Source organism: Mycobacterium sp. NGS26 (assembly GCF_059813025.1).
Window position 1 is genome coordinate 129,277 of sequence record NZ_JCALDU010000007.1, and the last position, 22,958, is coordinate 152,234.

Below are 22,958 nucleotides of genomic sequence, written 5' to 3' on the forward strand. Positions count from 1 at the left end.
CCCTTCGGGTATTGCGTTATCGCATGGAGAGTTTATCCATGCAAACTCGTATATACCCGGGCTCGTGCCGGCCAAAACGGCGACGCTTCCGCGTTTCGTCAGGCGTCCCCGGCGCTTCGCATGGTGGACATCCGCGCGGCCCGCGCGGGAGCGGTTCGCTGCCGGGACTGCGGCACAGCCGCCGCCGGGTGGACACTGAAGGAATGGCGGCCCAAGCGCGGCGCCCACGAGTTGAGCTGGTGGTCCTGCTCGCGTCGGCGGGCGGCCTGGACGCGCTGTCGATCGTCCTGCACGACCTGCCGAGGGAGTTTCCCGCCGCCGTCGTCGTGCAGCAACACCTGGGCGGCCATTCCAGCGTGCTGCCCACGATCCTGGGCAGGTGCACCAACCATCGGGTCGCATGGGCCCTCGACGGGCAGGTCGTCGAGCCCGGCCAGGTGATCGTATGTCCGCCGGAAATGCACCTGGAACTGGGGCCGGACGGTTCCTGCCACCTGCACAAGGTGTCGGAGCGCGTCGATCGCCCGTTCGACGCGCTGCTGAAATCGGTGGCCGGCTCGTATGGACCGCGGGCGGTGGCCGTGGTGTTGTCGGGGTCGGGCCGGGACGGGGCCAAGGGCACGGCGGCGATGAGCCGGGCCGGCGCGATCGTGATCGCGCAGAGCGCCGACACCGCCGACTATCCCTCGATGCCGCTCGCGGCGGCGGAGGCCGGCGCCGATATGGTGCTGCCGATTTACGAGATCGGCCGCACCCTGGGCGAAATCGTCGCGGGTCGGCCCGCGGTTGGGCCCGAGCCGCAAACGCATCGCGAGGAACGGGCCGCGGGCGTCGTGTCGGGCACACCGACGGCGCCGACGGGAGGGGGGCCGATGGAGCAGGGCGACGTAGCCGAAGAGCAGCTCGACGGCCGGACCCGGCTGTCGGCCAACCGCACCCCGAACGACCCGGCCGGCCGCGCCGAAATCGCCCGGCTGCGCGCGGCCGAACTGCGGCGCAGGCGCCAGGACCTGGCAGCGGGAATCGGCGCCAGCGAGCAAACCGTGGCGATCGCGCGACGCAGGGCCCAGGAGTCGTTGCGCCGCGCGCAGCTGGCCCACCAGGCGGCCTCGCGCGCGGCCGCGGAATGGGGACACTGACCTTCAGGCCCGGGCGGCGCCTTAGGCCAAAACCTCCATCAGCAGCAACGCCCCGCCGATGGTTCCGTCGCCCGAACGAAACGATGTGCACGTCACCCGCACCCGGGCGGAGCGGCCACGCCGGTTGACCGCCTCCACCACGGCTTCCCCGGAGCCGTCCGCATCGACGAACGCGTTGCCGATCAACGGCCGCACGTCGTCCAGCGGCAGCCCGATGTCCAGGTCGGTCAGCCTGGTGCCCGCCGTCTCGTCGGCCCGCAGCCCCCAGAGGTCTTCGCACCCCCGGTTCCACACCACCACCCGCATTTCCCGGTCCACCACGACCATCCCCAGCCGCACCGAGTTGATCAGCGAATCAAGAAAGTTCTTGGCGTCGTCGAGTTCCACGCTGCGCTCGCGCAGCGTCTCGTTGATGGTGTGCAGCTCGTCGTTGGTGGACTGCAGCTCCTCGTTCATCGTCTCGAGTTCTTCGTTGGTGGACTGCAATTCCTCGTTGGTGGTCTCGAGTTCCTCGACCGTGGACTGCAATTCCTCGTTGGTGGTCTCGAGTTCCTCGTTGGTGGACTGCAGCTCCTCGTAGGCCGCCTCGAGCTGCCGGTTGGTCTGCACCACCTTGTCCAGCAGGGCGCGCGTCGCGGTGACGTCGAAGAACACGATCGACACGCCGAGCAGGCCGTTTTCGGCGTCGATCAGAGGATTTATGTGGATCTCGAACCACACCGTCTCGGCACCGGGCCGCTGCCACTTGACGTCCGGGATCCGCGCCGAACGCCGCTCCACCTTGGCCTGTTCCAGGTAGGCGCGCAGTTCGACCGGGCGATAGGACACCTCCAGGTCGCGCAGCAGCCGGCCGATGTCGCGCGCCGAGAGACCGAAGATGCTCTCGGCCTGCTGGTTGATCATCGCGACGGTGTCCTCGCCGGTGACCACGATCTGGGCCACCGGGCTGGCGCGAAAAGCCAACTCGCGCACCGTCGTCAGGCCCGGCATCTCACCGTGCCGATCGTAGAACGCCGCGGCCGGGTCGTAACGCTGCACGCCGCCGTGGCTTCCGACCGCCTTGCGGAAAATCCGGTTCTTCAGGCTCAGCGGTGTGAACCGGTCCCCGTGGCTGAGCAGCATCTCGGCGTGGCCGAGGAACAGCGTGCCCTGCGGTCCGAGCGCGAAATGCAAGCGGCCCAACACGTTTCGCTGAGTCTCCGCGTTCAGGTACATCAGGGTATTGCGGCACACCAGCAGGTCGACGCGGGATATCGGCGCATCCTTGACCAGGTCGTTGCGGCCGAAGATGACCGCACGACGCAGGTCCTTGTGAAAGACATAGCGGCCGTTGACGTGTTCGAAATAGCGCTGCAACAGCTCCTGCGGCACCGACTCGACGGCCTTGGCGTCGTAGGAGGCGGTGCGCGCCTCGGCGAGCGCATCCTCGTCGATGTCGGTGGCGTAGATCTTGACTCGCTGCCGGAAAGCGTCCGGTCCCAGCGCCTCGGCCAGCAGCATGGCCAGCGTGTAGGCCTCCTGCCCGGACGCGCATCCCGCGCTCCACACCCGGATCGGGTCGTCGGGGCCGCGCTCGGCGAGCATCCGCGGAATGACCTCCGCGCTGATGAATTCCCACGCTTCGGGGTCGCGGAAGAACGAGGTGACGTTGATGAGAATGGTGTTGAACAGGGCCGTGAATTCGTCGGAGCTGGCCTGCAGGTGGTCGAGATATTCGTCGAATGAGGTGTATCCGGCCTGATCCATCCGGTGCCGGACGCGGCGCATCAGCGACGTGCGTTTGTAGCCGGTGAAGTCGAAGCCGCGGGAATCCCGCATATAGCGCAGGAGAGCCTCGAAGGACTCCTCGGTGGTGTCGTCCATGCAGGTCCGCTCGTGCCTCGAATAGTGCTTTGCCGAACGACTTGCACACTACCCGCGCTGCTAAAGCCGGTTTTCGCGACCGACCAACGCCCACACCGTCTTACCCGACGACGTCGGGGTGCTCCCCCACACCCGGCACAGCGCGGCCACGATGGCCAGGCCCGACACGATGTCGGCGCCACGGTCGGGATCTTCGTGCAGGGCCGGCTGCCGGTCGCTGTCGTCCTCGACCGCGACGGTGACGGTGTCGTCGTAGTTCTCGACGATCAGCACGGGCGCGCTGTCGGTGTGCTCGAGGACGTTTTCGACGAAGACGGTCGCCACCGTGGTTGCCGTCGGAATCAACTCGCCCTTGTCCCACTTGGTGAGCCAGTCGGTGACCATGGCGCGGGCGAGGCCGACGCTGACCCGGGTGTCCGAAAGCTGCGCGCGCGCCCGCCGCCGGAGCGGCAGCGACCGGTCGGCGGCGGCGTCGAGCGCCGCTCCGCGGGTGGCATACACCGGCACGTACCGGGAGACCCCGCGGGCGGTGATGGCCCGCAACGAGCGCCCCGGCTCGCACACCAGCAGGATCGGCACGTCCGGCCAGGTGCTGACGTGCCAGCGGGCGCTGGTGAACACCGACCATGCCGAATCGGACGGCACCCGCAGCCGGTTGACGTCGACGATCACGGCGCGTGGCTCGTCCAGCGCGGCCTTGATGACGGTGTCGCGCAGGCCGCGATACGTGCCCGCGTCGAGTTCGCCGGTGACCGTCAGGAACGTGATGTCATGGCGGCGCTCCACGGCGATATGGATGGAGCGGCCGGCTTCAGTCATCGGTCTTACCCCGGCGGGGGGGGCCGACGCCCGACAACCTGTCGCTGAGCACCGCCAACGCCTGTTCGGTTTCCTCGGCCAGGGCGTTGTAGCGGCGATGCATCAGGCCGGGGCCCGTTCTGTCGGCCAGGCGACGGGCCAGCTTGGCCTTCTCCTGGAGGCTGCGCAGGGCGACCCACAGCGCGCCCTCCACCTCCTCGTCCCTCGCGGCGAGCAGGGCATCGGCCGTCCAGGCGTGACCGACGTGGCAACGAAAGTGGCCCTCGCCGATCGACACCAGCGACCCGTTGCAGTCCGGGCACGTGTAGCCGGATGCGGCGCCGAGTTGATCGGTTTCGAAGTCGGTGGAGAAACGCGACTTCATGGCGATACGGTTTTCGAACTCCATCGCGGCGTCCGGCTCCATGTCCAGCTCCTCGATCTCGCGGTGCGACAGCTCCTTGAGGGCCGCGCCGATGTTGGCCGCCGGGACCTCCCGATCCAGCAGGCCGGCGCTGCGCGCGTTGCCCGGCAGCACCGGGAACATTGCGTCCTCGGCCGACTGCCCGATGGTGGCGCCGCCGCGCGCGCGGATCGCGGCCAGGCCCAGGACGCCGTCGTCGAGCACGCCCGAGAGCAGCACCCCGATCGCGTGCGGCCCGAAAGCCAGGGCCACCGAACGAAACAACGCGTTGATCGCGGGCCGGTGTCCGTTCTCGGTGGGCCCCTGCGAGAGCACCACGTGATGGTCGGCGACGAGCAGATGGCGGTCGGGTCGACAGACGTAGATGTGTGCCGGATGCAGTCGCGCGCCGTGTTGGGCGGTGACGGCGGGCAGCGGGCCGCTGCGATCGATGATGCGCGCCAGCAGGCTTGGTGCGCCGGGAGGGATGTGCAGCGTCACCACGTAGGCGTAGGGCACGTCCGGCGACAACCCGCCGGCCAGCTTCGACAGTGCCTCGACGCCCCCCGCCGATGCACCGATCGCCACCACGCCCCGAAGGTCGCCGTCTTTGTCGGTCGCCTCGATCACCACTTTCGACTACCCCTCTCAAGGGTAGGTAACCGCTCAGCCGCTGGATAGGGCGCGCAGCAGTTTGCGCCGGTTTGTCCGGTGGTACCCCACCCGACCGGACGACCCGCGCCGCGATGCCGGGCCAGTGATGCAGGAGGGAACCCATGGGAAGCGACCACACGTCGGATCGCAAGCAGCGGAGCCTGGAGCCGTCCCGGGTTCGTCGCGACACCGGATACCTGACCACCCAACAGGGGGTCCGCGTCGATCACACCGACGATTCGCTGACGGCCGGTGAGCGGGGGCCGACGCTGCTGGAAGATTTCCATGCCCGCGAGAAGATCACCCATTTCGACCACGAGCGCATCCCGGAGCGGGTGGTTCACGCGCGCGGTGCCGGCGCCTACGGCTTCTTCGAACCGTACGACGACTGGCTGGCCGAGTACACCGCGGCGAAGTTCCTGACCACCCCCGGTACCCGAACCCCGGTGTTCGTCCGCTTCTCCACGGTGGCCGGGTCGCGCGGGTCGGCCGACACGGTGCGCGACGTGCGCGGCTTCGCCACCAAATTCTATACGGCACAAGGCAATTACGATCTGGTGGGAAACAATTTCCCGGTGTTCTTCATCCAGGACGGGATCAAGTTTCCCGACTTCGTGCACGCCGTCAAGCCCGAGCCGCACAACGAGATCCCGCAGGCGGCATCGGCGCACGACACGCTGTGGGATTTCGTCTCGCTGCAGCCCGAGACGCTGCACGCGATCATGTGGCTGATGTCGGACCGCGCGTTGCCGCGCAGCTACCGGATGATGCAGGGGTTCGGCGTGCACACGTTCCGGCTGGTGAACGAGCGCGGTGAGGGCACTTTCGTGAAGTTCCACTGGAAGCCGCGCCTCGGGGTGCACTCGCTGATCTGGGACGAATGCCAGAAGATCGCCGGCAAGGACCCCGACTACAACCGCCGCGACCTGTGGGAGGCGATCGAGTCGGGCCAGTACCCGGAATGGGAGCTCGGGGTCCAGCTCGTCGCCGAGGCCGACGAGTTCAAGTTCGACTTCGACCTGCTGGACGCCACGAAAATCATTCCCGAGGAACAGGTTCCGGTCCGGCCCGTGGGCAAGATGGTGCTGAACCGCAACCCGGACAACTTCTTCGCCGAGACCGAGCAGGTGGCGTTTCACACCGCGAACGTGGTTCCGGGGATCGACTTCACCAACGACCCGCTCTTGCAGTTCCGCAACTTCTCCTACCTGGACACCCAGCTGATCCGCCTCGGCGGTCCCAACTTCGCGCAGCTGCCGGTCAACCGTCCGGTCGCCGAGGTGCGCAACAACCAGCAGGACGGCTACGGCCAGCACGCGATCCCGCAGGGGCGGTCCAGCTACTACAAGAACAGCCTCGGCGGCGGGTGTCCGGCGCTGGCGGGCGAGGACGTTTTCCGTCACTACACCCAGCGGATCGACGGCGCCGCGATGCGCAAGCGCGCCAAGTCTTTTGAAAACCACTACAGCCAGGCGCGGATGTTCTGGAAGAGCATGTCGGCGGTCGAGGCCGAACACATCGTCGCCGCGTTCGCCTTCGAGCTCGGCAAGGTCGAGGTGCCCGACATCCGTTCGGCGGTGGTGGGCCAGCTCGCCCGCGTCGACCACGACCTGGCCGGGCAGGTGGCGGCAAAGCTGGGGCTGCCCGAGCCGCCCAGTCAGCCGCTCGACGACGTGCCGGAGTCGCCGGCGCTCTCCCAACTGGCCGACGTCCCCGACACGATCGCGTCCCGCAAGGTGGCGGTGCTGGCCGCCGACGGCGTGGATGTCGCAGGGACGCAGCGCTTCACCGAGCTCATGCGGCGGCGCGGAGCGCTGGTCGAGGTCCTGGCCCCGGTCGCCGGTGGCACCCTGCGCGGCGGATCCGGCGGCGAACTGCCCGTCGACCGCGCGTTCACCACCATGGCCTCGGTGCTCTACGACGCGGTGGTGGTGGCCTGCGGGCCGGATTCCGTGTCGACGCTTTCCGGCGACGGCTACGCGGTGCATTTCGTGGTCGAGGCCTACAAGCACCTCAAACCGATCGGCGCGTACGGCGCCGGCATCGACCTACTGCGCGCGGCGCACATCGACGCGCGCCTTGCCGATGACACCGGCGTCGTCAGCGACCGATCCGTCGTCACCACGACGGCGGCCGCCGACGAGCTTCCGGAGGAGTTCGTCGACGAATTCGCCGCCGCCCTGGCCCAACACCGTTGCTGGCAGCGCCAGACCGACCCGGTTCCGGCCTGACGCTTGCGGGTTTGACCGTCGTCGTGCGGGGCATTCTGCCAACGGCATCCGTCCATGCACAGGAGGTTTATCGTGCCCAGGTCGTCGATCAAGAACGAGAAGATGTACCAGGATCTGCGCAAGAAGGGTGAGTCCAAGGAGAAGGCCGCGCGGATCTCCAACGCGGCCGCCGGCAGGGGCAAGTCCTCGGTGGGCCGCAAGGGCGGCAAGTCCGGGTCCTACGCCGACTGGACGGTCCCGGAATTGAAGAAGAGGGCCAAAGAGCTTGGCATCTCCGGGTATTCGGGCCTGACGAAGGACAAGCTGGTCGCCAAGCTGCGTAACCACTGACCGATCGAGGACTGAGGCGACCTCAGTCGGTGAGCCCCAGCCGCTCGGCCAACACCAGGAACGCGACCGCGTAGTCGTTGTCGGCGGTCTGCGCCCGGATCTCGTCCCAGTCCAGTCGCTCGCGAATCGCCCGCACGGCCGGCAGCAGTTTCGCAAAATCGCAATGATGCTCGCCCAGCGCGCGCAGCTTCTGGACGACCACCATGGTCGGCGGCAGCACCGGCATCGCTATCGCCAGCACGTCGCGCTGCTCGGCGCGGTCCAGGACGGCCGGCCCCACGGGCGCGCCGTTCAGCCGGTGCAGAATGTCCACGACCGTGTCCCCGACGCGGGCCTTGAACAGCCAGTCCTCCGGCGGATGTTCGACGGCGAACCCGGCGTCCCGCAGCGTGGCGGCCGCCGCCGCCGCGTCCTCCTCGGTCACCACCAGGTCCACATCGTGGCTGGGTTCGGGCGCGCCGTAGGCCCACAGGGCGTAGCTGCCCGCCAACGCGAAACGCGGCCCCTTCTCCTTGAGCGCCGAGGCCGCCTCGCGTAGCGCCTCCCGCAACCGCGCGTTTGCGTCCGCGGCCACGTTCGCGTCCGTCTCAGAGGGTTTCATCGTGGACAGGCTGAATACCCGGTGGACGGGATTGCAACCTCCGTTCAGCTCCGTTTAGGGGTCGGCGAAACGGGCAATCGACGAGGTATGTTCTCGCCCGCGCTGCGCGCCTACGACCGGGTCGTCGTGGTCGTTCCCGCGCACAACGAAATAGCCAATCTCCCGGCATGCCTGCGCGCGGTGTTGACCGCGGCGCTGTGCGTGCCGATCTCGGTCTCGATAGTGGTGGTTCTCGATGACAGCGACGACGACAGCGCCAAGTTGGCGGGCGAATACGGGCCCGACGTCCACTTCGTCACCGTCGACGCGCACAACGTCGGTGCCGCGCGGGCGGCGGGTTTCGCTTACGCCCGTTCGTTGTTTGCCGACGACACCAGGTGCTGGTACGCGACCACCGATGCGGACAGCCGAGTCGATCCCGGGTGGTTGATCCATCAGCTCGAGATCGGCACCGACATGGTCCTGGGCAAGGTGCGGGTTGCCAACTGGCGGAACCATTCCGACGATTTTTCCGACGATGTGGACGATGCGGCGGCCCGTCACGTCCACGGGGCGAACATGGGGTTCAGCGCGCGGGCGTACTGGCGCGTTGGCGGGTTTCATGCGCTGGAGTCCGGCGAGGACGCCGATCTGGTGGAGCGCTTCGAGGCCGCCGGCTATTGCGTTCAGCAGGACGCCGAATTGTCGGTCGCCACATCGGCGCGGACCAGTGGCCGCGCGCCGCACGGATTCGCCTCTTACCTCGGGCAACTGGGGAGATCGGCGGCGGGTGACTGCGCGTGACGGCGGGCTTGGTTGCGCACTGGCTGGAGTCGGGACGGCTCGAGTTGCCGTTGCCGGCGTCGGGCCGCACCGCCGAGCGCTGGCAGGGCCTGGCGCGCCTGGCGGAGGAGGACATCGTGGCGGCGCGGATCGCCGAGGCGCACGTCGACGCCGTCGCGATAATGCACGAATTGGGCGGCAAGCCACCGGAATCCGGCCAGCTGTGGGGCGTCTGGGCGGCCGAATCCTCCGACTCGGTGCTGACGGCCACCGACGTCAACGGCGCGTTCACGCTGAACGGCACCAAGGTGTGGTGCTCGGGCGCCGGGTTCTGCACCAATGCGCTCGTCACCGCGCGGCTCGAAGACGGAAGCCGGGGCCTGTTCGCGGTGGCGGTCGTCGACCCCGCGGTCAAACCGTTGCCGACCACGTGGTGGAACGCCGGGATGGCCGGCAGCGACACCCGGCCGGTGCAGTTCACCAACGCCCACGCCATCGCGGTGGGCGAGCCCGGTGACTACCTGAGCCGCCCCGGGTTCTGGCACGGCGCGATCGGCGTGGCCGCGTGCTGGCTCGGCGGCGCGCGCCGGGTCGCCGAGCCGTTATACCGTTGCGCCCGCAGCAAATCGGCGGACGCGTACGCCCTGGCCCATCTCGGCGCGGTGGACGCCGCGCTGGCCGCCGGCGATGCGATGCTGGCCACCGCGGCGGCCGCGATCGACGCCGATCCGTTCGACCGGGCCGACGCCGCCCAGCTGCAGGCGCGCCGGGTCCGCAGCGTCGTGGAGCACGCGGCCGACGAGGCCATCACCCGCACCGGGCGCGCCCTGGGGCCGGGCCCGCTGTGCCAGGACGGCCGGCACGCGCAGCGGGTGGCGGACTTGAGCATCTACATACGGCAGAGCCACGCCGAGCGGGACCTGGCCGAGCTCGGGCGGCTCGCGGGCGATCAGCGCTGAGGACGACCCGTGCGGACCATAACGACAAGCAATTGCGCCAGGTTTGCGGCCAAGCCGCTGACCCGCGGCGGCACCCCGGTCCCGATCTGGCTGGCCGCCCTCGACCGGGGCGCCCCGCCGCCCCTGGACCTGAGCGGCTGCCCGGGCCTGGTCGTCGTCGCGCCCCATCCCGAAGACGAGACCCTCGGCCTGGGCGCGACGATCGCGCAACTGGTCGCCGCGGGCACCGACGTCCGGGTGGTGTCGGTCAGCGACGGCGGGGCCGCCCGGCCCGGCGCCTCGCCGTCCGAACGGCTTCGCCTGGAGGCCACCCGGAGGCACGAAATACGCAGGGCGACAGGGATTTTGGGCATCCCACCGCCGATGTCGCTTGGCCTGCCCGACGGCCGCCTGGCCGACCACGAGGGTGAGCTCGCCGACGCGCTGACCCGCATCCTGGACGGCGCGCCGCCCGGGACCTGGTGCGCGGCGACCTGGCGGGGCGACGGGCATCCCGACCACGAGGCCGTCGGCCGTGCGGCGGCCGACGCGTGCGCGCGCACGGGTGCCGCGCTGCTGGAGTATCCGGTCTGGATGTGGCACTGGGCCCGCCCGGCCGACTCGGAGGTGCCGTGGCAGCGGGCGCATTCGGCGCCGCTGCCCGCGTGGGCGCTGAGCCGCAAACGGCTTGCGGCGCAGTGCTTTCGCAGCCAGCTCGAGCCCGGGCCCGCCGACTCGGCACCCGTGTTGCCGGCGTTCGTGCTGCAGCGACTGCTGGCGGTCGGGGAGCTGGTTTTCCGGTGAGGACGCGGAGCCTGACCCCGCGGAATGGGTAACCGGGAACCCATGCGCGTGGCGACCTTCAACATCCTGCACGGTCGCATCGTCGGCGACGGCGTGGACCCGCAGCGGCTGCGCGAGTGCGTGCGCCGCCTCGACCCCGACGTGCTGGCCCTGCAGGAGGTCGACTTCGAGCAGCCACGCTCGGATCGGGCCGACCTCACCGCGGCGGCGGCCGAGGCCATGGGCGCCGTGGAGCACCGGTTCGTGGCCGCGATCTCGGGCACCCCGGGCGCGACTTGGATGGCCGCCACCGGCCGCGAACAGCCCGGGACCGCCGCGTACGGAATCGCGCTGCTGTCAAGGTATCCCGTGGCCAGTTGGCAGGTAGTGCGACTACCCCGGATCCCGATGCGGTTTCCGATGTACCTGCCGGGACCCAACCGGGTGATGGTCGTCGACGAGGAGCCGCGGGCGGCGGTCATCGCGCAGCTGCACACCCCGCAGGGCGCGATGACGGTTGCCAACACCCACCTGTCCTTCGTGCCCGGCTGGAACCGGCGCCAGCTGCGTCGGCTGATCAACGACCTGCGCGGATTCCCGGGCCCGCGGCTGCTGATGGGAGACCTGAACATGACCCCCAAGGCGGTGCGCCGCTGGTCGGGGATGCGGACCCTGGCCGTGGCCGCGACGTTCCCCGCGGACGCCCCCGGCCGCCAGCTCGACCACATCCTGACCGACGACGCTCACCTGCGCGGCGGCGACACCCAGGCCGAGCTGATGCCGATCTCCGATCACCGCCCGCTCGTGGTCGAGCTCGAACGCGTGTAGCTCCACGGCGGGCGTCAACGAAAATGGTCCGGTCCGACAGCCGGACCGGACCACCTCGGGCTACTGATTTTCCTTTTGCCGTTCTTCGGCGGCCTTCGCGCCGGCGCGGGCGGATTCGGCTTCGGCCTCCTTCTTGCCGGCGTCACGCTGGGCGTCGGCCTTGTCCTGCTGCGCCTGGCCCTCTTCGACGATGTCGTCGCGGCCGGCCAGGGTTCCGCCAACCTCTTTGGCCTTGCCCTTGATGCCTTCGACGACGCCCTGGACCGCTTCTTGTGGTCCGCTCTTCTGATCGCTCATGAGTCGACCTCCCTAGTGGTTGCGAGCTTGCGCTCATCTGGATGCGGATCGGCCGGGCCCGTTGGCTGACCGGGCTAATCAACGCGTCCGCATCTACCGGCTTCCCGCGGCGCGACGTGCCAAACGGGCCCACACCGTCGCGGCTGCTTTCGCCTGGTGGAGCGGCGCGTGTGCTTGATCACGTCGAATCAGGTTGGGTTGCTTCCCAGTCCGGCCGGCGCATGTTTGGACACCGTTTCGGTGGGTATAGCAGCGTTCCCGAGGGCCCAGGACACACAGACCGAAGGCAACCAGCGAAGGGAGCGCGAGACGACCGTCGTCGCTGTCGTCGGGGCAACCGGCACCGCCGGGTCCCGCGTCATTGCCAGGCTGAAGGGCCGCGGTGTCTCCGTGGTCGGGGTGGCCCGCGCGCACGGCGTCGATCTGGTCTCCGGACGCGGCCTGACCGAGGCGCTGGACGGGGTCGACGTCGTCATCGACGCGTCCAACCCGATGCCGCCCGACGGCCGCGCCGACATCGCCGACACCGTCGCGACCGCGACCCACAACCTGGTGGGCGCGTGCGCCGCGCACGAGGTGCAGCAGCTGGTGGTGTTGACGCCGTCCGGCGCGGAGGACCCGACGCTCGACGGACTTCCCTACTACGCGGCCAAACGCGCGGCGAAGGAGATCGTGCTGGACGGCCCGGTGCCGGCGACCATCGTAAAGTCCACGCAGTGGCACGAATTCGCCACCAACCCGGCCGCGGTGACCTGTGACGGCGACGAGGTGGTGGCCGAGGACTGGCTGATTCAACCCATCGCCGCCGACACCGTCGCCGACGTGCTGGTCGAGGCGGCCCTGTGCCAGACTCGCGCCCCGCGCACCATCGCCGGCCCGCAGGACATCCGGCTGCCCGAGCTCACGTCGAAACTGCTCGCATCGCAGGGCGATGGCCGCCGCGTGCGCGCGGTGCAACCGGCCGTGACCGCACTCGCCGGGGGCGCGCTGCTGGCCCCGACCAACGCCACGGTCCTCGGCCCGGATGTCGACACGTGGCTGGAAACGGTGGCAACGGACGGCGCAAACGAGCTGTCGGCCGAGGAAACCAAATGCTGACCGACCGAAATTCGGGTCACGGCTTTATTACGATCGCGATCACGATTTCCTAAGAGGAAGTCGGATTGTCTGAGAGTTCTCAGTATTGCCGCGTTTGTTTGGCCGTTCGCTCAGCACACCAGCCTCACTTTGCGCATCTGATCACGGGGCCGACTGCACGGGTTATTCGCGTTCGTTTTGCGCGCGCGTCGGCGCTGTTCGCCTCGGCTACTTTGGATTTCGGGCCTCGGGAGCCTCGGCGAATCACTTGATCGAAGGACAATCACTGAAATGAAAATCAGCAGTATCGCCGCGCGTCGGCGAATGGCCGGTATCGGCGCCGGCTGCCTGCTCGGGGGAATGGCCGTGGGCATCGTCGCCGCTCCGTCGGCGGCCGCGGCACCCGACTGCAGCCCCGCCGGCGTCAACGCCACCGTTTCCTCGGTGACCGGCTCGGCCCAGCAGTACCTGGCCGGGCATCCGGATGCCAACCAGGTGGTCACGGCGGCCTACGGGCAGCCGCGCGCGCAGGCCGCATCCAACCTGCGCGACTATTTCACCGCGCACCCGCAGGAGTACTACGACCTGCGCGGCATCCTGGCACCCATCGGCGACACCGAGCGTCAGTGCAACGTGACGGCGCTGCCGCCGAACCTGGAGTCGGCCTACCAGGAGTTCATGGCCGGCTGACACCCGGCTGACACCGACGAGAAGCGACCCGCCACACCGCCGTGGCGGGTCGTTTCCGTGTGAACGGCTCGCCGGGCGGGTAGATGTCCAGCCAGACAACGGGACTGGGAAGGGCTGGGAGGCGAGGATGCGGCTGCGTCGCAGCGTGCTCGGCGCGCCGGGGATCACCCGCAAGCGCCGGGGCAAGGGTTTCGCCTACTACGGCCCCGACGGCGAGCGACTGGACGACGAGCGCACGCTGCAGCGGATCAAGGAGCTGGTGATCCCGCCGGCGTGGAAGAAAGTATGGATCTCACCGCATCCCGCGGGCCACATTCAGGCCGTGGGCACCGACGCGGCCGGCCGGCGCCAGTATCTCTACCACGAGGCCTGGCACCAGGAGCGCGCCGAGGAGAAGTTCGACCGCGTGCTGGAACTGTCCACGCGACTGCCGGCGTGGCGCGACCGCATCGCCGCGGACCTCGCGGGGCGGGGCCTGACGCGCGAGCGCGTGCTGGCGCTGGCGCTGCGCCTGCTCGATCGAGGTTACTTTCGCGCGGGCGGCGAGCAGTACGCCGAGGAAAACGAGTCCTATGGCATCGCCACCCTGCTGTGTGAGCACGTGACGGTGCGCCGGGACGCGGTCGAATTCGACTATCCGGCCAAGAGCGGGGTGCGGCGAACCCTTGAGGTCGAGGATCCCGCGGTGGTGCGCGCGGTGCGCGCACTGATGCGGCGAACCGGGCGCACCGAACGATTGCTGGTGTGCCGCACCGCATCCGGTTGGGTCGACATCCGGGCGGACGATCTCAATGCCCGGTTCAAGGAGCTCGTGGGCGACGAGTACACCGTCAAGGACCTGCGGACCTGGCACGGGACGGTGCTGGCCGCCGCGGCGTTCGCCGATGCGGACCCCGCCGTCTCGCAGCGGGTGGCGAAGCGCGTCGAGGCGGCGGTCATGCGCGAGGTCGCCGAGGAGCTGGGCAACACCCCGGCCGTCGCCCGCGGCTCCTACGTGGATCCGCGGGTCGTCACCGGCTACCGGCAGGGGCAGACGATCGCCGCGGCGGCACGTCGCGCCGGGCGCACCCGCCGGCCCGAGACCGCTCAGGAAATCCTGGAGAAGGCCACCCGCCTGCTGATCCGACGCGTGGCCAAGGACGACAGCGCATCCGGCTTGGCCACGCTGGCCAAGAGCGCGTGACCCATCTCGGCTTGGCGATTCCACAACGACGGTCGTAAGAAATCGTCCCGGTGACGAATAGCCGCCGAAAATGCGGGTATCACGTCAGCTTGTGGGGAGCGGAGAGGGCGCGCGCGCGAGTCAGACGGTGGTGGTCACCGGTGCCAGCGGCGGCATCGGGCGCGCGACGGCCACCGCGTTCGGGGCGCGGGGCGCCCACGTCGGCCTGCTGGCCCGCGGCGAGGAGGGGCTGCGCGCCGCGGCCCGCGACGTCGAGGCCGCCGGGGGCAAGGCCTGCGTGATACCCACCGACGTGGCCGACGCCGACCAGTGCGAGGCCGCCGCCGAGGAGGTCGAACGGACCTTCGGGCCCATAGACGTGTGGGTGAACGTCGCGTTCACTTCGGTTTTCGCCCCGTTCTGGGAAATCACGCCCGCGGAGTTCCGACGCGTCACCGAGGTCAGCTACCTCGGCTTCGTGTACGGCACCATGGCGGCGCTGCGCCGGATGAGGCCCCGCAACGCCGGCACCGTCGTGCAGGTCGGGTCCGCGCTCGCCTACCGGGGCATCCCGCTGCAAAGCGCCTACTGCGGTGCCAAGCACGCGATCCAGGGTTTCAACGAGGCCCTGCGCTGCGAGCTGCTGCACGAACGCAGCAAGGTCCGCGTCACCATGGTGCAGCTGCCGGCGGTCAACACCCCGCAGTTCTCCTGGGTGCTGTCGCGCCTGCCCAGGCAGGCCCAGCCGGTCCCGCCGATCTACCAGCCCGAGGTCTGTGCGCGGGCGGTGCTGCACGCCGCGGATCACCCACGGCGACGCGAGTATTGGGTGGGCGGCTCCACCGTGGGAACCCTGGCCGCCAACGCGATAGCGCCCGGCGTGCTGGATCGCTATCTCGCCCGCACCGGCTTCGACTCACAGCAGACCGACGACCCCCGCCCGCCCGACCAGCCGGTGAACCTGTGGGAACCCGCCGACGCGAGCCGGGATTACGGCGCCCACGGCATCTTCGACGACCGGTCCACGAGCAGCAGCATCCAACTCTGGGGCTCCCAGCACCACGGCGTGCTGGGCGGCGCGGCGACGGCGGCCCTGGCCACCGCGGCCGGGGCGGCGGCGCGGCGGCTACGACGATGGCGCCGGTAACCGGGCGCACGCGACTTCCGAATCTTTCGAACCCTGTTGTCTAGGAGGGAAATTAATGTCCAAACAAGAGGTCGGCGACTACCTGCTGGAGCGGTTGCGGGCATGGGACGTCAAGCACGTCTTCGCCTATCCCGGCGACGGGATCAACGGCATCCTCGCGGCCTGGGGCCGGGCGGACAACCAGCCGAAGTTCATCCAGTCGCGCCACGAGGAGATGAGCGCGTTCGAAGCGGTCGGTTATGCGAAATTCACCGGGCGCGTCGGGGTCTGCATGGCCACGTCGGGGCCCGGAGCGATTCACCTGCTCAACGGCCTGTACGACGCCAAACTCGACCACGTGCCGGTGGTGGCGATCGTCGGGCAGACCAACCGCAGCGCCATGGGCGGGTCCTACCAACAGGAGGTCGACCTGCTCAGCCTGTACAAGGACGTCGCCAGTGACTACGTCCAAATGGTCACCGTCCCAGAGCAATTGCCCAACTGCCTGGACCGCGCCATCCGGGTGGCGGTGAGCCAGCGCGCCCCGACCGCGCTGATCATCCCGTCCGATGTGCAGGAACTGGAGTACTCGCCGCCCACCCACGCCTTCAAGATGGTGCCCTCCAGTCTGGGCATCGAATGGCCGGCCGTCTCCCCCGACGACGAGGCGATCGCGCGCGCGGCGCAGATCCTCAACGAGGGCACCAGGGTCGCGATGCTGGTGGGCCAGGGCGCGCGGGAGGCGCGCGACGAGCTCATCGAGGTTGCCGACCTACTCGGCGCCGGCGCCGCCAAAGCGCTGCTGGGTAAGGACGTGCTGCCCGACGAATTGCCTTGGGTCACAGGCGCTATCGGGCTGCTGGGCACGCGGCCGAGTTACGAGCTGATGCGCGACTGCGACACCCTGCTCACGGTGGGGTCCAGCTTCCCCTACACCCAATTCATGCCCGAATTCGGGCAAGCCAAGGCCGTGCAGATCGACATCGACGGCCGGATGATCGGGATGCGCTACCCCTACGCGATTAACGTGGTCGCCGACGCGAAATCCGCACTGCGGGCGCTGATCCCGCACCTGCGCCGCAAGGAGGACCGGTCCTGGCGCGAGGGCATCGAGGCCAACGTGGCCCGGTGGTGGGAAACCATGGAGATGGAGGCGCACGTCGCCGCCCACCCGATCAACCCGCTGCGGCTGTTCTCCGAGCTGTCCCCGCAGCTGCCCGACGACGCGATCGTCACCGCCGATTCCGGCTCGTCCGCCAACTGGTACGCCCGAAACCTGCGGTTTCGCGGAAACATCCGCGGTTCGCTGTCGGGCAACCTCGCCACGATGGGCCCCGGCGTCCCGTACGCCATCGGGGCGAAATTCGCCCACCCGGGGCGGCCGGTCATCGCGTTCGCCGGCGACGGCGCCATGCAGATGAACGGCATGGCCGAACTGATCACGATCAAACGGTACTGGCAGGAGTGGGACGATCCCCGACTGATCGTCGCGGTCCTGCACAACCACGACCTCAACCAGGTCACCTGGGAAATGCGCGCCATGGCTGGTGCACCCAAATTCGTTGAGTCCCAAGCGCTTCCCGACGTCGACTTCGCGGCGTTCGCGGCCAGCCTTGGCCTCAACGCGTTGTCCATCAAGGACCCGGAGGAACTCGGAGACGCCTGGCGGGAGGCGCTATCGGCCGACCGCCCGACCGTGATGGACGTCTTCACCGACCCGGATATGCCCCCGATCCCGCCGCACGCCGAATGGGACCAGTTCAAGTCCCTCACCGCGGCCGTGCTGGGCGGCGACGAAAACCGCACCGGCTTCGCCAAGGTCGGCCTCAAGACCAAGATGCAAGAGTTCCTGCCCCACAAGAAGAGCTGACATGACCGCGACGCGGGACCGAACGCCCAAATTGTTCGAAGCGGCGGCCGATGAGCTGCGCGCCAGCGTCGACGGGGAGATCCGATTCGATCCCGGCTCGCGGGCGACCTACTCCACCGACGCCTCCAACTACCGGCAGGTGCCCATCGGCGTGGTCGTGCCGCGCACCCCGGACGCCGGGGCCAGGGCCATCGACGTGTGCCGCCGGCACGACCTGCCCGTGCTGTCCCGGGGCGGCGGCACCAGCCTGGCCGGGCAGTGCTGCAACGCGGCGGTGGTGATCGACTGGAGCAAGTACTGCACCCGGATCGGCTCCGTCGACACCGACGCGGGAATCGCGGTGGTGGAGACGGGAATCAAGCTCGACGCGCTCAACGACCAGCTGAAGTCGTCGGGCTGGATGGTGGGCCCCAAGCCGTCCACCCACGTCAGCTGCGCGATCGGCGGCATGATCGGCAACAACTCCTGCGGTTCCACCGCGCAGGCGTACGGCAAGATGGTCGACTCGGTGCGCCGCCTCGAGGTGGTGACCTACGACGGGCTGCGCATGTGGGTCGGCCAAACCGACGACGACGAATTCCAGCGGATCGTCGACGAGGGCGGCCGGCGCGCCGAGATCTACCGCGGCCTGAAGGCGCTGATCGAAAGATACGCCGACGACATCCGGTCGCGATACCCGAGCATCCCGCGGCGGGTCTCCGGCTACAACCTCGATTCGTTGTTGCCGGAGAACGGTTTTCACGTCGCCAAGGCGCTGGTCGGCTCGGAGAGCACCCTGGTCACGGTGCTGCGGGCGGAGCTGCAGCTGGTTCGCATACCGCCGGCCAACGCGCTGGTGGTCATGGGATTCGACGACGTCGCCTCCGCGGCCGACGCCGTGCCGGCCGTGCTCGAGCACGACCCCGCGGCGCTGGAGGGCCTGGATCACCGGCTGGTCGAACTCGAGCATTCGCAGCGGCTGGCCGAGCAGGCGCTGCGCCAGCTGCCCGACGGCAACGCCTGGCTGATGGTGCAGATCAACGGGGACAACCAGGACGACGCCGACCGCAAGGCCAAGTCGATGATCGACGCGCTGCACAAGCTGTCGAACGGCGTCACCGTGCTGGACGACCCGACCCGCAAGGAGGAGGTCTGGTCGGCCCGCGAGGCCGGGCTGGGCGCCACCGCGTATCCGCCCAACGAGCCCGAGACCCACGAGGGGTGGGAGGACGCCGCCGTGCCGCCGGACCGGCTGGGCGACTACCTGCGCGATTTCCGCGAGCTGCTGGAGCGCTACGACTACGGAACCGCCTCGCTGTACGGGCATTTCGGCCAGGGCTGCGTGCACACGCGCATCCCCTTCGTGTTGCGCACCGCCGAGGGTGTGGCCAATTACCGTTCCTTCGTGGAGGAGTCGGCGCGGCTGGTGGTGAAGTACGGCGGCTCGCTGTCCGGCGAGCACGGCGACGGCCAATCCCGCGGCGAGCTGCTGCCGATCATGTTCGGCGAGCGCGTGGTGAAGGCGTTCGAGGAGACCAAGGCGCTGTTCGATCCCGACAACCGGATGAATCCCGGCAAGGTCGTGCACCCGTACAAACTCGACGAGAACCTGCGTTTCGGGGTCGACTACCGCCCCGCCGAGCCGGACGTCATGTTCGCCTATCCCGACGACGATCACCGCTTCTCGCGCGCGGCCGCGCGCTGCGTCGGGGTGGGCAAGTGCCGCGGCCACGAGTCGGGCGTGATGTGCCCCAGCTACCGCGCGACCCAGGAGGAGGAGCACTCCACCCGCGGGCGGGCCCGGCTGCTGTTCGAGATGGTGCAGGGGATGTCGGGAAGGGGGGTGATCACCGACGGCTGGCGGTCCACGGCCGTGCACGACGCGCTGGATCTCTGCCTGGCCTGCAAGGGTTGTCGCAGCGACTGCCCGGTGGACGTCGACATGGCCACCTACAAGGCGGAGTTCCTGTTCCATCACTATCGGCGCCGGCTGCGACCGATGGCGCACTACTCGATGGGCTGGATCCCGCTGTGGGCCCGGCTGGCCGCGACCGCGCCGCACCTGCTGAACTCCGCCACGCATGCGCGCGGTTTGTCGAAGGTGGTCAAGAAGGTCGGCGGGATCGACCCGCGCCGCGAGCTGCCCCGCTTCGCCGACGACAGGTTCACCAGCTGGTTCTCCCACCGCCCGTCCGCCGCGGACGCGGCACCGCGCGGGCGCGTTGTGCTCTGGCCGGACAGCTTCGTCAACAACTTCGAGCCCGAGGTGGGGCGGGCCGCCGTCGCGGTGCTGGAATCGGCGGGCTTCGACGTCGAGGTGCCGCGGCGCACCGTGTGCTGCGGGCTGACCTGGATCTCCACCGGACAGTTGAAGGTCGCGAAACGCGTTCTGCGGCGCACCCTTACGGCGCTGCGCCCAGCGCTGCGGGCGAGCACCCCGGTGGTGGTGCTGGAACCCAGCTGCGCCGCGGTGTTTCGCTCCGATCTGCCCGAGCTCCTTTTCGGCGACGAGGACGCGCACCGGCTGGCCAAGCAGACCTTCACGCTCGGCGAGCTGTTGGCGCGCAAGGCGCCGGACTGGGAGCCCCCGCAGATCGGCGCCCGCGCCGTCATCCAGCCGCACTGCCACCAGCACGCGATCATGGGCTACGGCGACGACAAGCGGCTGCTCGTCGACGCCGGCGTGGACACCGACGTCCTCGACGCCGGATGCTGCGGCCTGGCCGGCAATTTCGGCTTCGAAAACGGTCACTACGAGGTGTCGGTCGCCTGCGCCGAGGACAAGCTGATGCCCGCGCTGCGCGACGCCGATCCCGACGCCCTGGTGCTGGCCGACGGGTTCAGCTGCCGCACCCAGATTCGCGAGCTCTCCGCCGACCACAAGCCGATGCACCTCGCGCAGGTGATCGCCGCGGCGCTATCCGCGCGCGAGAGCGGCGCGCGCGCTGCGCAAATCGCCGACGAATAGCTTGTAGGCCTCCTCGCGCCCGTCGCTGCGGTCACGCAGCACAGCCGACGGGTGCACGGTGGCAACCAGGCTCGGCTCGGGGTCGAACTCGAGATCCGACGGCAGCGCCACCACCTTGCCGCGCTCGGTGGAGACCCGGAACGACGGTCCCATCAGCGCCTGCGCGGCGGTCGCGCCGAGGCACAGGATCACCTGCGGGGCCACGGCCTCGATCTCCGCGATGAGCCACGGCCGGCACGCGACGACCTCGGTGCGGCTGGGCTTTTGGTGTATCCGCCGCTTGCCTTGCTTGCGGGTGAACTTGAAATGCTTGACGGCGTTGGTCTGGTACGTCAGTCCGGGATCCAGGCCGGCATCGTCGAGCGCCCGGGCCAGCAACCGCCCCGCGGGGCCGACGAACGGCAGGCCGGCGCGGTCCTCCTGGTCGCCCGGTTGCTCGCCGACCAGCATGATCGGCGCCCCGGCGGGTCCATGGCCGAAGACCGTTTGGGTGGCGTCCTGGAAAAGCGTGCAGCCCCGGCATCTTTCGGCCGCCGACCTCAGCGAGTCGAGCCGGCGATCCTCGGGCAGGTACCGCGCCGCGCCGGTCGTCCTCGTGGGGCTCATGCGCCGCAGGACAGGAAGCAGCCCAGTAACGTCATGGGACCGGGCGTACCCCGGCGGGCCCGCACGAAACAAAACTTCCCCCAGGTCATGGGGTGTAGCGGGGCGGGGCGGGGGTACTGCTAGAACATGGGCGATCGCGCGTGCCTGCTCCGGCGCTTGGGCATGGTCTCTGGCACAGTCGGCGCGGTCCTGGCGGTGGGCGGTTGTGCGGCCCCGGGAACGTCGCTGGAGAGCGCCCCGGAGGTTGCGCTGTGGTCGGTCGGCGCGATGTTGCACAAGCCGGTGTGGTCGTATCGCCTCAACGCCCTCGTCGCGCTCACCGACGACAACCGGGTGGCCGAGGTCACCGGCGGCGCCCACGACCAGAATGCCAAGACGCGGCTGTCCGCCCCGATGGCGGTGGGACGCAATCTGCAGATCAGCCAGAAGGACGACCGGATCGTGTTCGTGCCGCAGCCGGAGCGCGGCCGCGTTGCCGAGATCGACCTCGAAAGCCTGCGCCAGGTCGGCGATTTCGACGCCGGCCCGGCGCCGGCCTACCTCGCCGAGGACGCGGGAATGCGGATCTTGCTCGCCCTGTCGGCGGACGGCCGGTCGGTCACGCCGGTGGACCAATACGGCCCGCGCAAATTGCCGAGCGCACCGATCCGCGGCGAGCCCGCGGACAGCATCGACGGGGCCAATCGTGGCCGCGAGATCGACTACCACCTCTACGGGCCCTCGGGAATCCGCTACTACGAGGGACCCTCGTCGCCCCCCGAGGAACAAGGTTCATTGGACATGGACGTCGCGGTCTCGGCGGGCGACGGCGCCACGGTCGAACGCAGCTACGTCGCCGGCCACGACGACGAAATGCTGTATGCCGTCGACGCACGTCATGGCGAGAACGGATTGCAGGTGCTGGCCAGCGCCCGGTTGCCGTCGCCGATCCGCGAACTCGGCACCGACGACACCCGCATCTACGCCGCCACCGACCACGAGGTGGTGGTGCTCGAGACGAACAGCTTCACCGGCTTCCCGGACCGCAAGATTCCGGTGATCCGCGTCATCGACTACCGGGCCGCGCTGCCCCCGGGCGCGGCCCGATCCGCCGGGCTGACGGGCATGGCCATCGGGCCCCACCGCGTCTACCTCACCCTGGCCGGCACGGCCCATGTGGTCAGCGTCGCCAAACCGCACCTGTGACAGCGTGGAGGAGATGACAATGAGCACAACACAAGATCCCGTTCGCACGGCGATCCAGATCGACGACGACGTCGAATTGATCACCGCACAGATCAATGCACTCAAGGAACTCGCGAAAAAGGACGACGCGGAGGCGATCAGCGAGGGCCAACGGTACGACTTCAGCATCAGGTGGGGCACGGTGCTGGCCGGACGGCTGCGCCGGCTGGTGCACTACAGCTCGCTCGGCCGGCTCGCGGCCGCGGACGAGCGCAGGTTCCGTGCGCTGTGCGACGAGCTGCGCGGGCTATCGCACCTGATCGATCGATTCCGGCTCGCTCACCCGAATTTCACTGACGCCGCGCCCGCAAGGGCCAAGCGGTTCCGTCGTCGCGCAGGGTCTCGCTGAGAAAGTCCTTCTCGGGCAGGACGATTCCGGTCCGCGGTTTGGGGCACTGCGGGTTGCGACAGGTCAGCGCGACCATGTACGCGTCGGAATCCTCGTCGAGGAAGAGGAAGCCGAGATACAACGCGTGACCGACGTCGAAGTCCTTTTCGCCACACGATTCGCAGTAACCGCCCTTCGCCGCGATCTGCTCGAGCACCCGCTCGCGCGACGGGGCATCCAGGGCGAACAGCTCGGGGCGCACCGTTGCTTTGTCGGCGACGTTGTCGGTGGGGGCACCCAT

General features: G+C 69.3%; 22 protein-coding genes. 15 read left to right on the plus strand and 7 right to left on the minus strand.

Translation table 11 applies throughout. The features are described from left to right. Positions 1-203 precede the first annotated feature (203 nt). Positions 204-1,139 (plus strand): chemotaxis protein CheB, encoded by a 936-nt coding sequence (locus AC5Y6X_RS21755; protein ID WP_499989090.1) that lies wholly within the window; start codon positions 204-206, stop codon positions 1,137-1,139. Between the two features lie 21 nt (positions 1,140-1,160). On the opposite strand, the gene AC5Y6X_RS21760 is transcribed toward AC5Y6X_RS21755, so the two are convergent. From AC5Y6X_RS21760 to AC5Y6X_RS21770, 3 genes are read right to left on the minus strand one after another with little or no spacing between them, the layout of a single operon-like run. Continuing rightward, on the minus strand, positions 1,161-3,002 hold the full coding sequence (locus AC5Y6X_RS21760) for a CheR family methyltransferase (RefSeq protein ID WP_499989091.1): 1,842 nt from the start codon (positions 3,000-3,002) through the stop codon (positions 1,161-1,163). 60 nt (positions 3,003-3,062) lie between these two features. Next, the gene (locus tag AC5Y6X_RS21765; RefSeq protein ID WP_499989093.1) at positions 3,063-3,821 is read right to left on the minus strand and encodes an STAS domain-containing protein; all 759 of its coding nucleotides are present in this window, start codon (positions 3,819-3,821) and stop codon (positions 3,063-3,065) included. Continuing rightward, positions 3,814-4,836, minus strand: a complete 1,023-nt coding sequence (locus AC5Y6X_RS21770; RefSeq protein WP_499989095.1) for a chemotaxis protein CheB — start codon at positions 4,834-4,836, stop codon at positions 3,814-3,816. The genes AC5Y6X_RS21765 and AC5Y6X_RS21770 overlap by 8 nt, the downstream gene beginning before the upstream one ends. Positions 4,837-4,979: 143 nt before the next feature. Between AC5Y6X_RS21770 and AC5Y6X_RS21775 the strand changes: the two genes are divergently transcribed. Together AC5Y6X_RS21775 and AC5Y6X_RS21780 are read left to right on the plus strand one after the other, a co-directional pair. Further along, positions 4,980-7,088 carry a catalase gene (locus AC5Y6X_RS21775; RefSeq protein WP_499989097.1) on the plus strand — a complete coding sequence of 703 codons (2,109 nt, stop codon included), beginning with the start codon at positions 4,980-4,982 and terminating at the stop codon, positions 7,086-7,088. A 72-nt stretch (positions 7,089-7,160) separates the two neighbouring features. Next, positions 7,161-7,418: a DUF7218 family protein gene (locus AC5Y6X_RS21780; RefSeq protein ID WP_499989099.1), complete on the plus strand. Its 258-nt coding sequence runs from the start codon at positions 7,161-7,163 to the stop codon at positions 7,416-7,418. 22 nt (positions 7,419-7,440) lie between these two features. On the opposite strand, the gene AC5Y6X_RS21785 is transcribed toward AC5Y6X_RS21780, so the two are convergent. Next, positions 7,441-8,019 (minus strand): nucleotidyltransferase, encoded by a 579-nt coding sequence (locus AC5Y6X_RS21785; protein WP_499989101.1) that lies wholly within the window; start codon positions 8,017-8,019, stop codon positions 7,441-7,443. 87 nt (positions 8,020-8,106) lie between these two features. Here AC5Y6X_RS21785 and AC5Y6X_RS21790 point away from each other — a divergent pair, with 87 nt between their 5' ends. The 4 genes from AC5Y6X_RS21790 to AC5Y6X_RS21805 are packed head-to-tail and all read left to right on the plus strand — an operon-like array spanning position 8,107 to position 11,330. Further along, positions 8,107-8,802 carry a glycosyltransferase family 2 protein gene (locus AC5Y6X_RS21790; protein WP_499989102.1) on the plus strand — a complete coding sequence of 232 codons (696 nt, stop codon included), beginning with the start codon at positions 8,107-8,109 and terminating at the stop codon, positions 8,800-8,802. Continuing rightward, positions 8,799-9,740, plus strand: a complete 942-nt coding sequence (locus AC5Y6X_RS21795) for an acyl-CoA dehydrogenase family protein (protein WP_499989104.1) — start codon at positions 8,799-8,801, stop codon at positions 9,738-9,740. The genes AC5Y6X_RS21790 and AC5Y6X_RS21795 overlap by 4 nt, the downstream gene beginning before the upstream one ends. A gap of 9 nt (positions 9,741-9,749) precedes the next feature. After that, the gene (locus AC5Y6X_RS21800) at positions 9,750-10,523 is read left to right on the plus strand and encodes a PIG-L deacetylase family protein (protein WP_499989106.1); all 774 of its coding nucleotides are present in this window, start codon (positions 9,750-9,752) and stop codon (positions 10,521-10,523) included. A 42-nt stretch (positions 10,524-10,565) separates the two neighbouring features. Next, positions 10,566-11,330 carry an endonuclease/exonuclease/phosphatase family protein gene (locus tag AC5Y6X_RS21805; protein ID WP_499989108.1) on the plus strand — a complete coding sequence of 255 codons (765 nt, stop codon included), beginning with the start codon at positions 10,566-10,568 and terminating at the stop codon, positions 11,328-11,330. A gap of 60 nt (positions 11,331-11,390) precedes the next feature. Here the strand turns inward: AC5Y6X_RS21805 and mbp1 are convergent, their stop codons facing one another. Beyond that, entirely contained in the window at positions 11,391-11,627 is a 237-nt protein-coding gene (gene mbp1, locus AC5Y6X_RS21810) for a microaggregate-binding protein 1 (RefSeq protein WP_324678278.1), read from the minus strand. A 246-nt stretch (positions 11,628-11,873) separates the two neighbouring features. Between mbp1 and AC5Y6X_RS21815 the strand changes: the two genes are divergently transcribed. From AC5Y6X_RS21815 to AC5Y6X_RS21840, 6 genes are all read left to right on the plus strand, one after another. Continuing rightward, a complete protein-coding gene (locus AC5Y6X_RS21815) occupies positions 11,874-12,725 on the plus strand; it encodes an SDR family oxidoreductase (protein WP_499989407.1) in 852 nt (283 codons plus the stop codon). Between the two features lie 270 nt (positions 12,726-12,995). Further along, positions 12,996-13,394 carry a heme-binding protein gene (locus tag AC5Y6X_RS21820; protein WP_499989109.1) on the plus strand — a complete coding sequence of 133 codons (399 nt, stop codon included), beginning with the start codon at positions 12,996-12,998 and terminating at the stop codon, positions 13,392-13,394. Positions 13,395-13,521: 127 nt separating this feature from the next. Beyond that, positions 13,522-14,577: a DNA topoisomerase IB gene (locus AC5Y6X_RS21825; protein ID WP_499989111.1), complete on the plus strand. Its 1,056-nt coding sequence runs from the start codon at positions 13,522-13,524 to the stop codon at positions 14,575-14,577. 127 nt (positions 14,578-14,704) lie between these two features. Further along, positions 14,705-15,703: an SDR family oxidoreductase gene (locus AC5Y6X_RS21830; protein WP_499989409.1), complete on the plus strand. Its 999-nt coding sequence runs from the start codon at positions 14,705-14,707 to the stop codon at positions 15,701-15,703. A 55-nt stretch (positions 15,704-15,758) separates the two neighbouring features. Then, complete coding sequence (locus AC5Y6X_RS21835) at positions 15,759-17,552, plus strand: thiamine pyrophosphate-requiring protein (RefSeq protein ID WP_499989113.1); 1,794 nt, start codon at positions 15,759-15,761, stop codon at positions 17,550-17,552. A 1-nt stretch (position 17,553) separates the two neighbouring features. Continuing rightward, positions 17,554-20,499: an FAD-binding and (Fe-S)-binding domain-containing protein gene (locus AC5Y6X_RS21840; RefSeq protein ID WP_499989115.1), complete on the plus strand. Its 2,946-nt coding sequence runs from the start codon at positions 17,554-17,556 to the stop codon at positions 20,497-20,499. Here AC5Y6X_RS21840 and AC5Y6X_RS21845 read toward each other — a convergent pair. Then, positions 20,449-21,105: a UdgX family uracil-DNA binding protein gene (locus AC5Y6X_RS21845; RefSeq protein WP_499989117.1), complete on the minus strand. Its 657-nt coding sequence runs from the start codon at positions 21,103-21,105 to the stop codon at positions 20,449-20,451. The genes AC5Y6X_RS21840 and AC5Y6X_RS21845 overlap by 51 nt on opposite strands. 162 nt (positions 21,106-21,267) lie before the next feature. On the opposite strand from AC5Y6X_RS21845, the gene AC5Y6X_RS21850 reads away from it, so the two are divergent. Together AC5Y6X_RS21850 and AC5Y6X_RS21855 are read left to right on the plus strand one after the other, a co-directional pair. Then, the gene (locus AC5Y6X_RS21850) at positions 21,268-22,290 is read left to right on the plus strand and encodes a hypothetical protein (protein WP_499989118.1); all 1,023 of its coding nucleotides are present in this window, start codon (positions 21,268-21,270) and stop codon (positions 22,288-22,290) included. Between the two features lie 19 nt (positions 22,291-22,309). Further along, positions 22,310-22,678, plus strand: coding sequence for a hypothetical protein (locus AC5Y6X_RS21855; protein WP_499989120.1), 369 nt, complete (start codon positions 22,310-22,312; stop codon positions 22,676-22,678). Here AC5Y6X_RS21855 and AC5Y6X_RS21860 read toward each other — a convergent pair. Beyond that, positions 22,620-22,958: a hypothetical protein gene (locus tag AC5Y6X_RS21860; RefSeq protein ID WP_499989122.1), complete on the minus strand. Its 339-nt coding sequence runs from the start codon at positions 22,956-22,958 to the stop codon at positions 22,620-22,622. The two genes, AC5Y6X_RS21855 and AC5Y6X_RS21860, sit on opposite strands and share 59 nt — an antisense overlap.

Excerpts from the sequence above, each read along its gene's own strand:
- AC5Y6X_RS21755 (WP_499989090.1), top strand. The coding sequence starts at position 204 with ATGGCGGCCCAAGCGCGGCGCCCACGAGTTGAGCTGGTGGTCCTGCTC.
- AC5Y6X_RS21760 (WP_499989091.1), bottom strand. The coding sequence starts at position 3,002 with ATGGACGACACCACCGAGGAGTCCTTCGAGGCTCTCCTGCGCTATATG.
- AC5Y6X_RS21765 (WP_499989093.1), bottom strand. The coding sequence starts at position 3,821 with ATGACTGAAGCCGGCCGCTCCATCCATATCGCCGTGGAGCGCCGCCAT.
- AC5Y6X_RS21775 (WP_499989097.1), top strand. The coding sequence starts at position 4,980 with ATGGGAAGCGACCACACGTCGGATCGCAAGCAGCGGAGCCTGGAGCCG.
- AC5Y6X_RS21785 (WP_499989101.1), bottom strand. The coding sequence starts at position 8,019 with ATGAAACCCTCTGAGACGGACGCGAACGTGGCCGCGGACGCAAACGCG.
- AC5Y6X_RS21790 (WP_499989102.1), top strand. The coding sequence starts at position 8,107 with ATGTTCTCGCCCGCGCTGCGCGCCTACGACCGGGTCGTCGTGGTCGTT.
- AC5Y6X_RS21805 (WP_499989108.1), top strand. The coding sequence starts at position 10,566 with ATGCGCGTGGCGACCTTCAACATCCTGCACGGTCGCATCGTCGGCGAC.
- mbp1 (WP_324678278.1), bottom strand. The coding sequence starts at position 11,627 with ATGAGCGATCAGAAGAGCGGACCACAAGAAGCGGTCCAGGGCGTCGTC.
- AC5Y6X_RS21820 (WP_499989109.1), top strand. The coding sequence starts at position 12,996 with ATGAAAATCAGCAGTATCGCCGCGCGTCGGCGAATGGCCGGTATCGGC.
- AC5Y6X_RS21825 (WP_499989111.1), top strand. The coding sequence starts at position 13,522 with ATGCGGCTGCGTCGCAGCGTGCTCGGCGCGCCGGGGATCACCCGCAAG.
- AC5Y6X_RS21835 (WP_499989113.1), top strand. The coding sequence starts at position 15,759 with ATGTCCAAACAAGAGGTCGGCGACTACCTGCTGGAGCGGTTGCGGGCA.
- AC5Y6X_RS21840 (WP_499989115.1), top strand. The coding sequence starts at position 17,554 with ATGACCGCGACGCGGGACCGAACGCCCAAATTGTTCGAAGCGGCGGCC.
- AC5Y6X_RS21845 (WP_499989117.1), bottom strand. The coding sequence starts at position 21,105 with ATGAGCCCCACGAGGACGACCGGCGCGGCGCGGTACCTGCCCGAGGAT.
- AC5Y6X_RS21850 (WP_499989118.1), top strand. The coding sequence starts at position 21,268 with ATGGTCTCTGGCACAGTCGGCGCGGTCCTGGCGGTGGGCGGTTGTGCG.
- AC5Y6X_RS21855 (WP_499989120.1), top strand. The coding sequence starts at position 22,310 with ATGAGCACAACACAAGATCCCGTTCGCACGGCGATCCAGATCGACGAC.
- AC5Y6X_RS21860 (WP_499989122.1), bottom strand. The coding sequence starts at position 22,958 with ATGGGTGCCCCCACCGACAACGTCGCCGACAAAGCAACGGTGCGCCCC.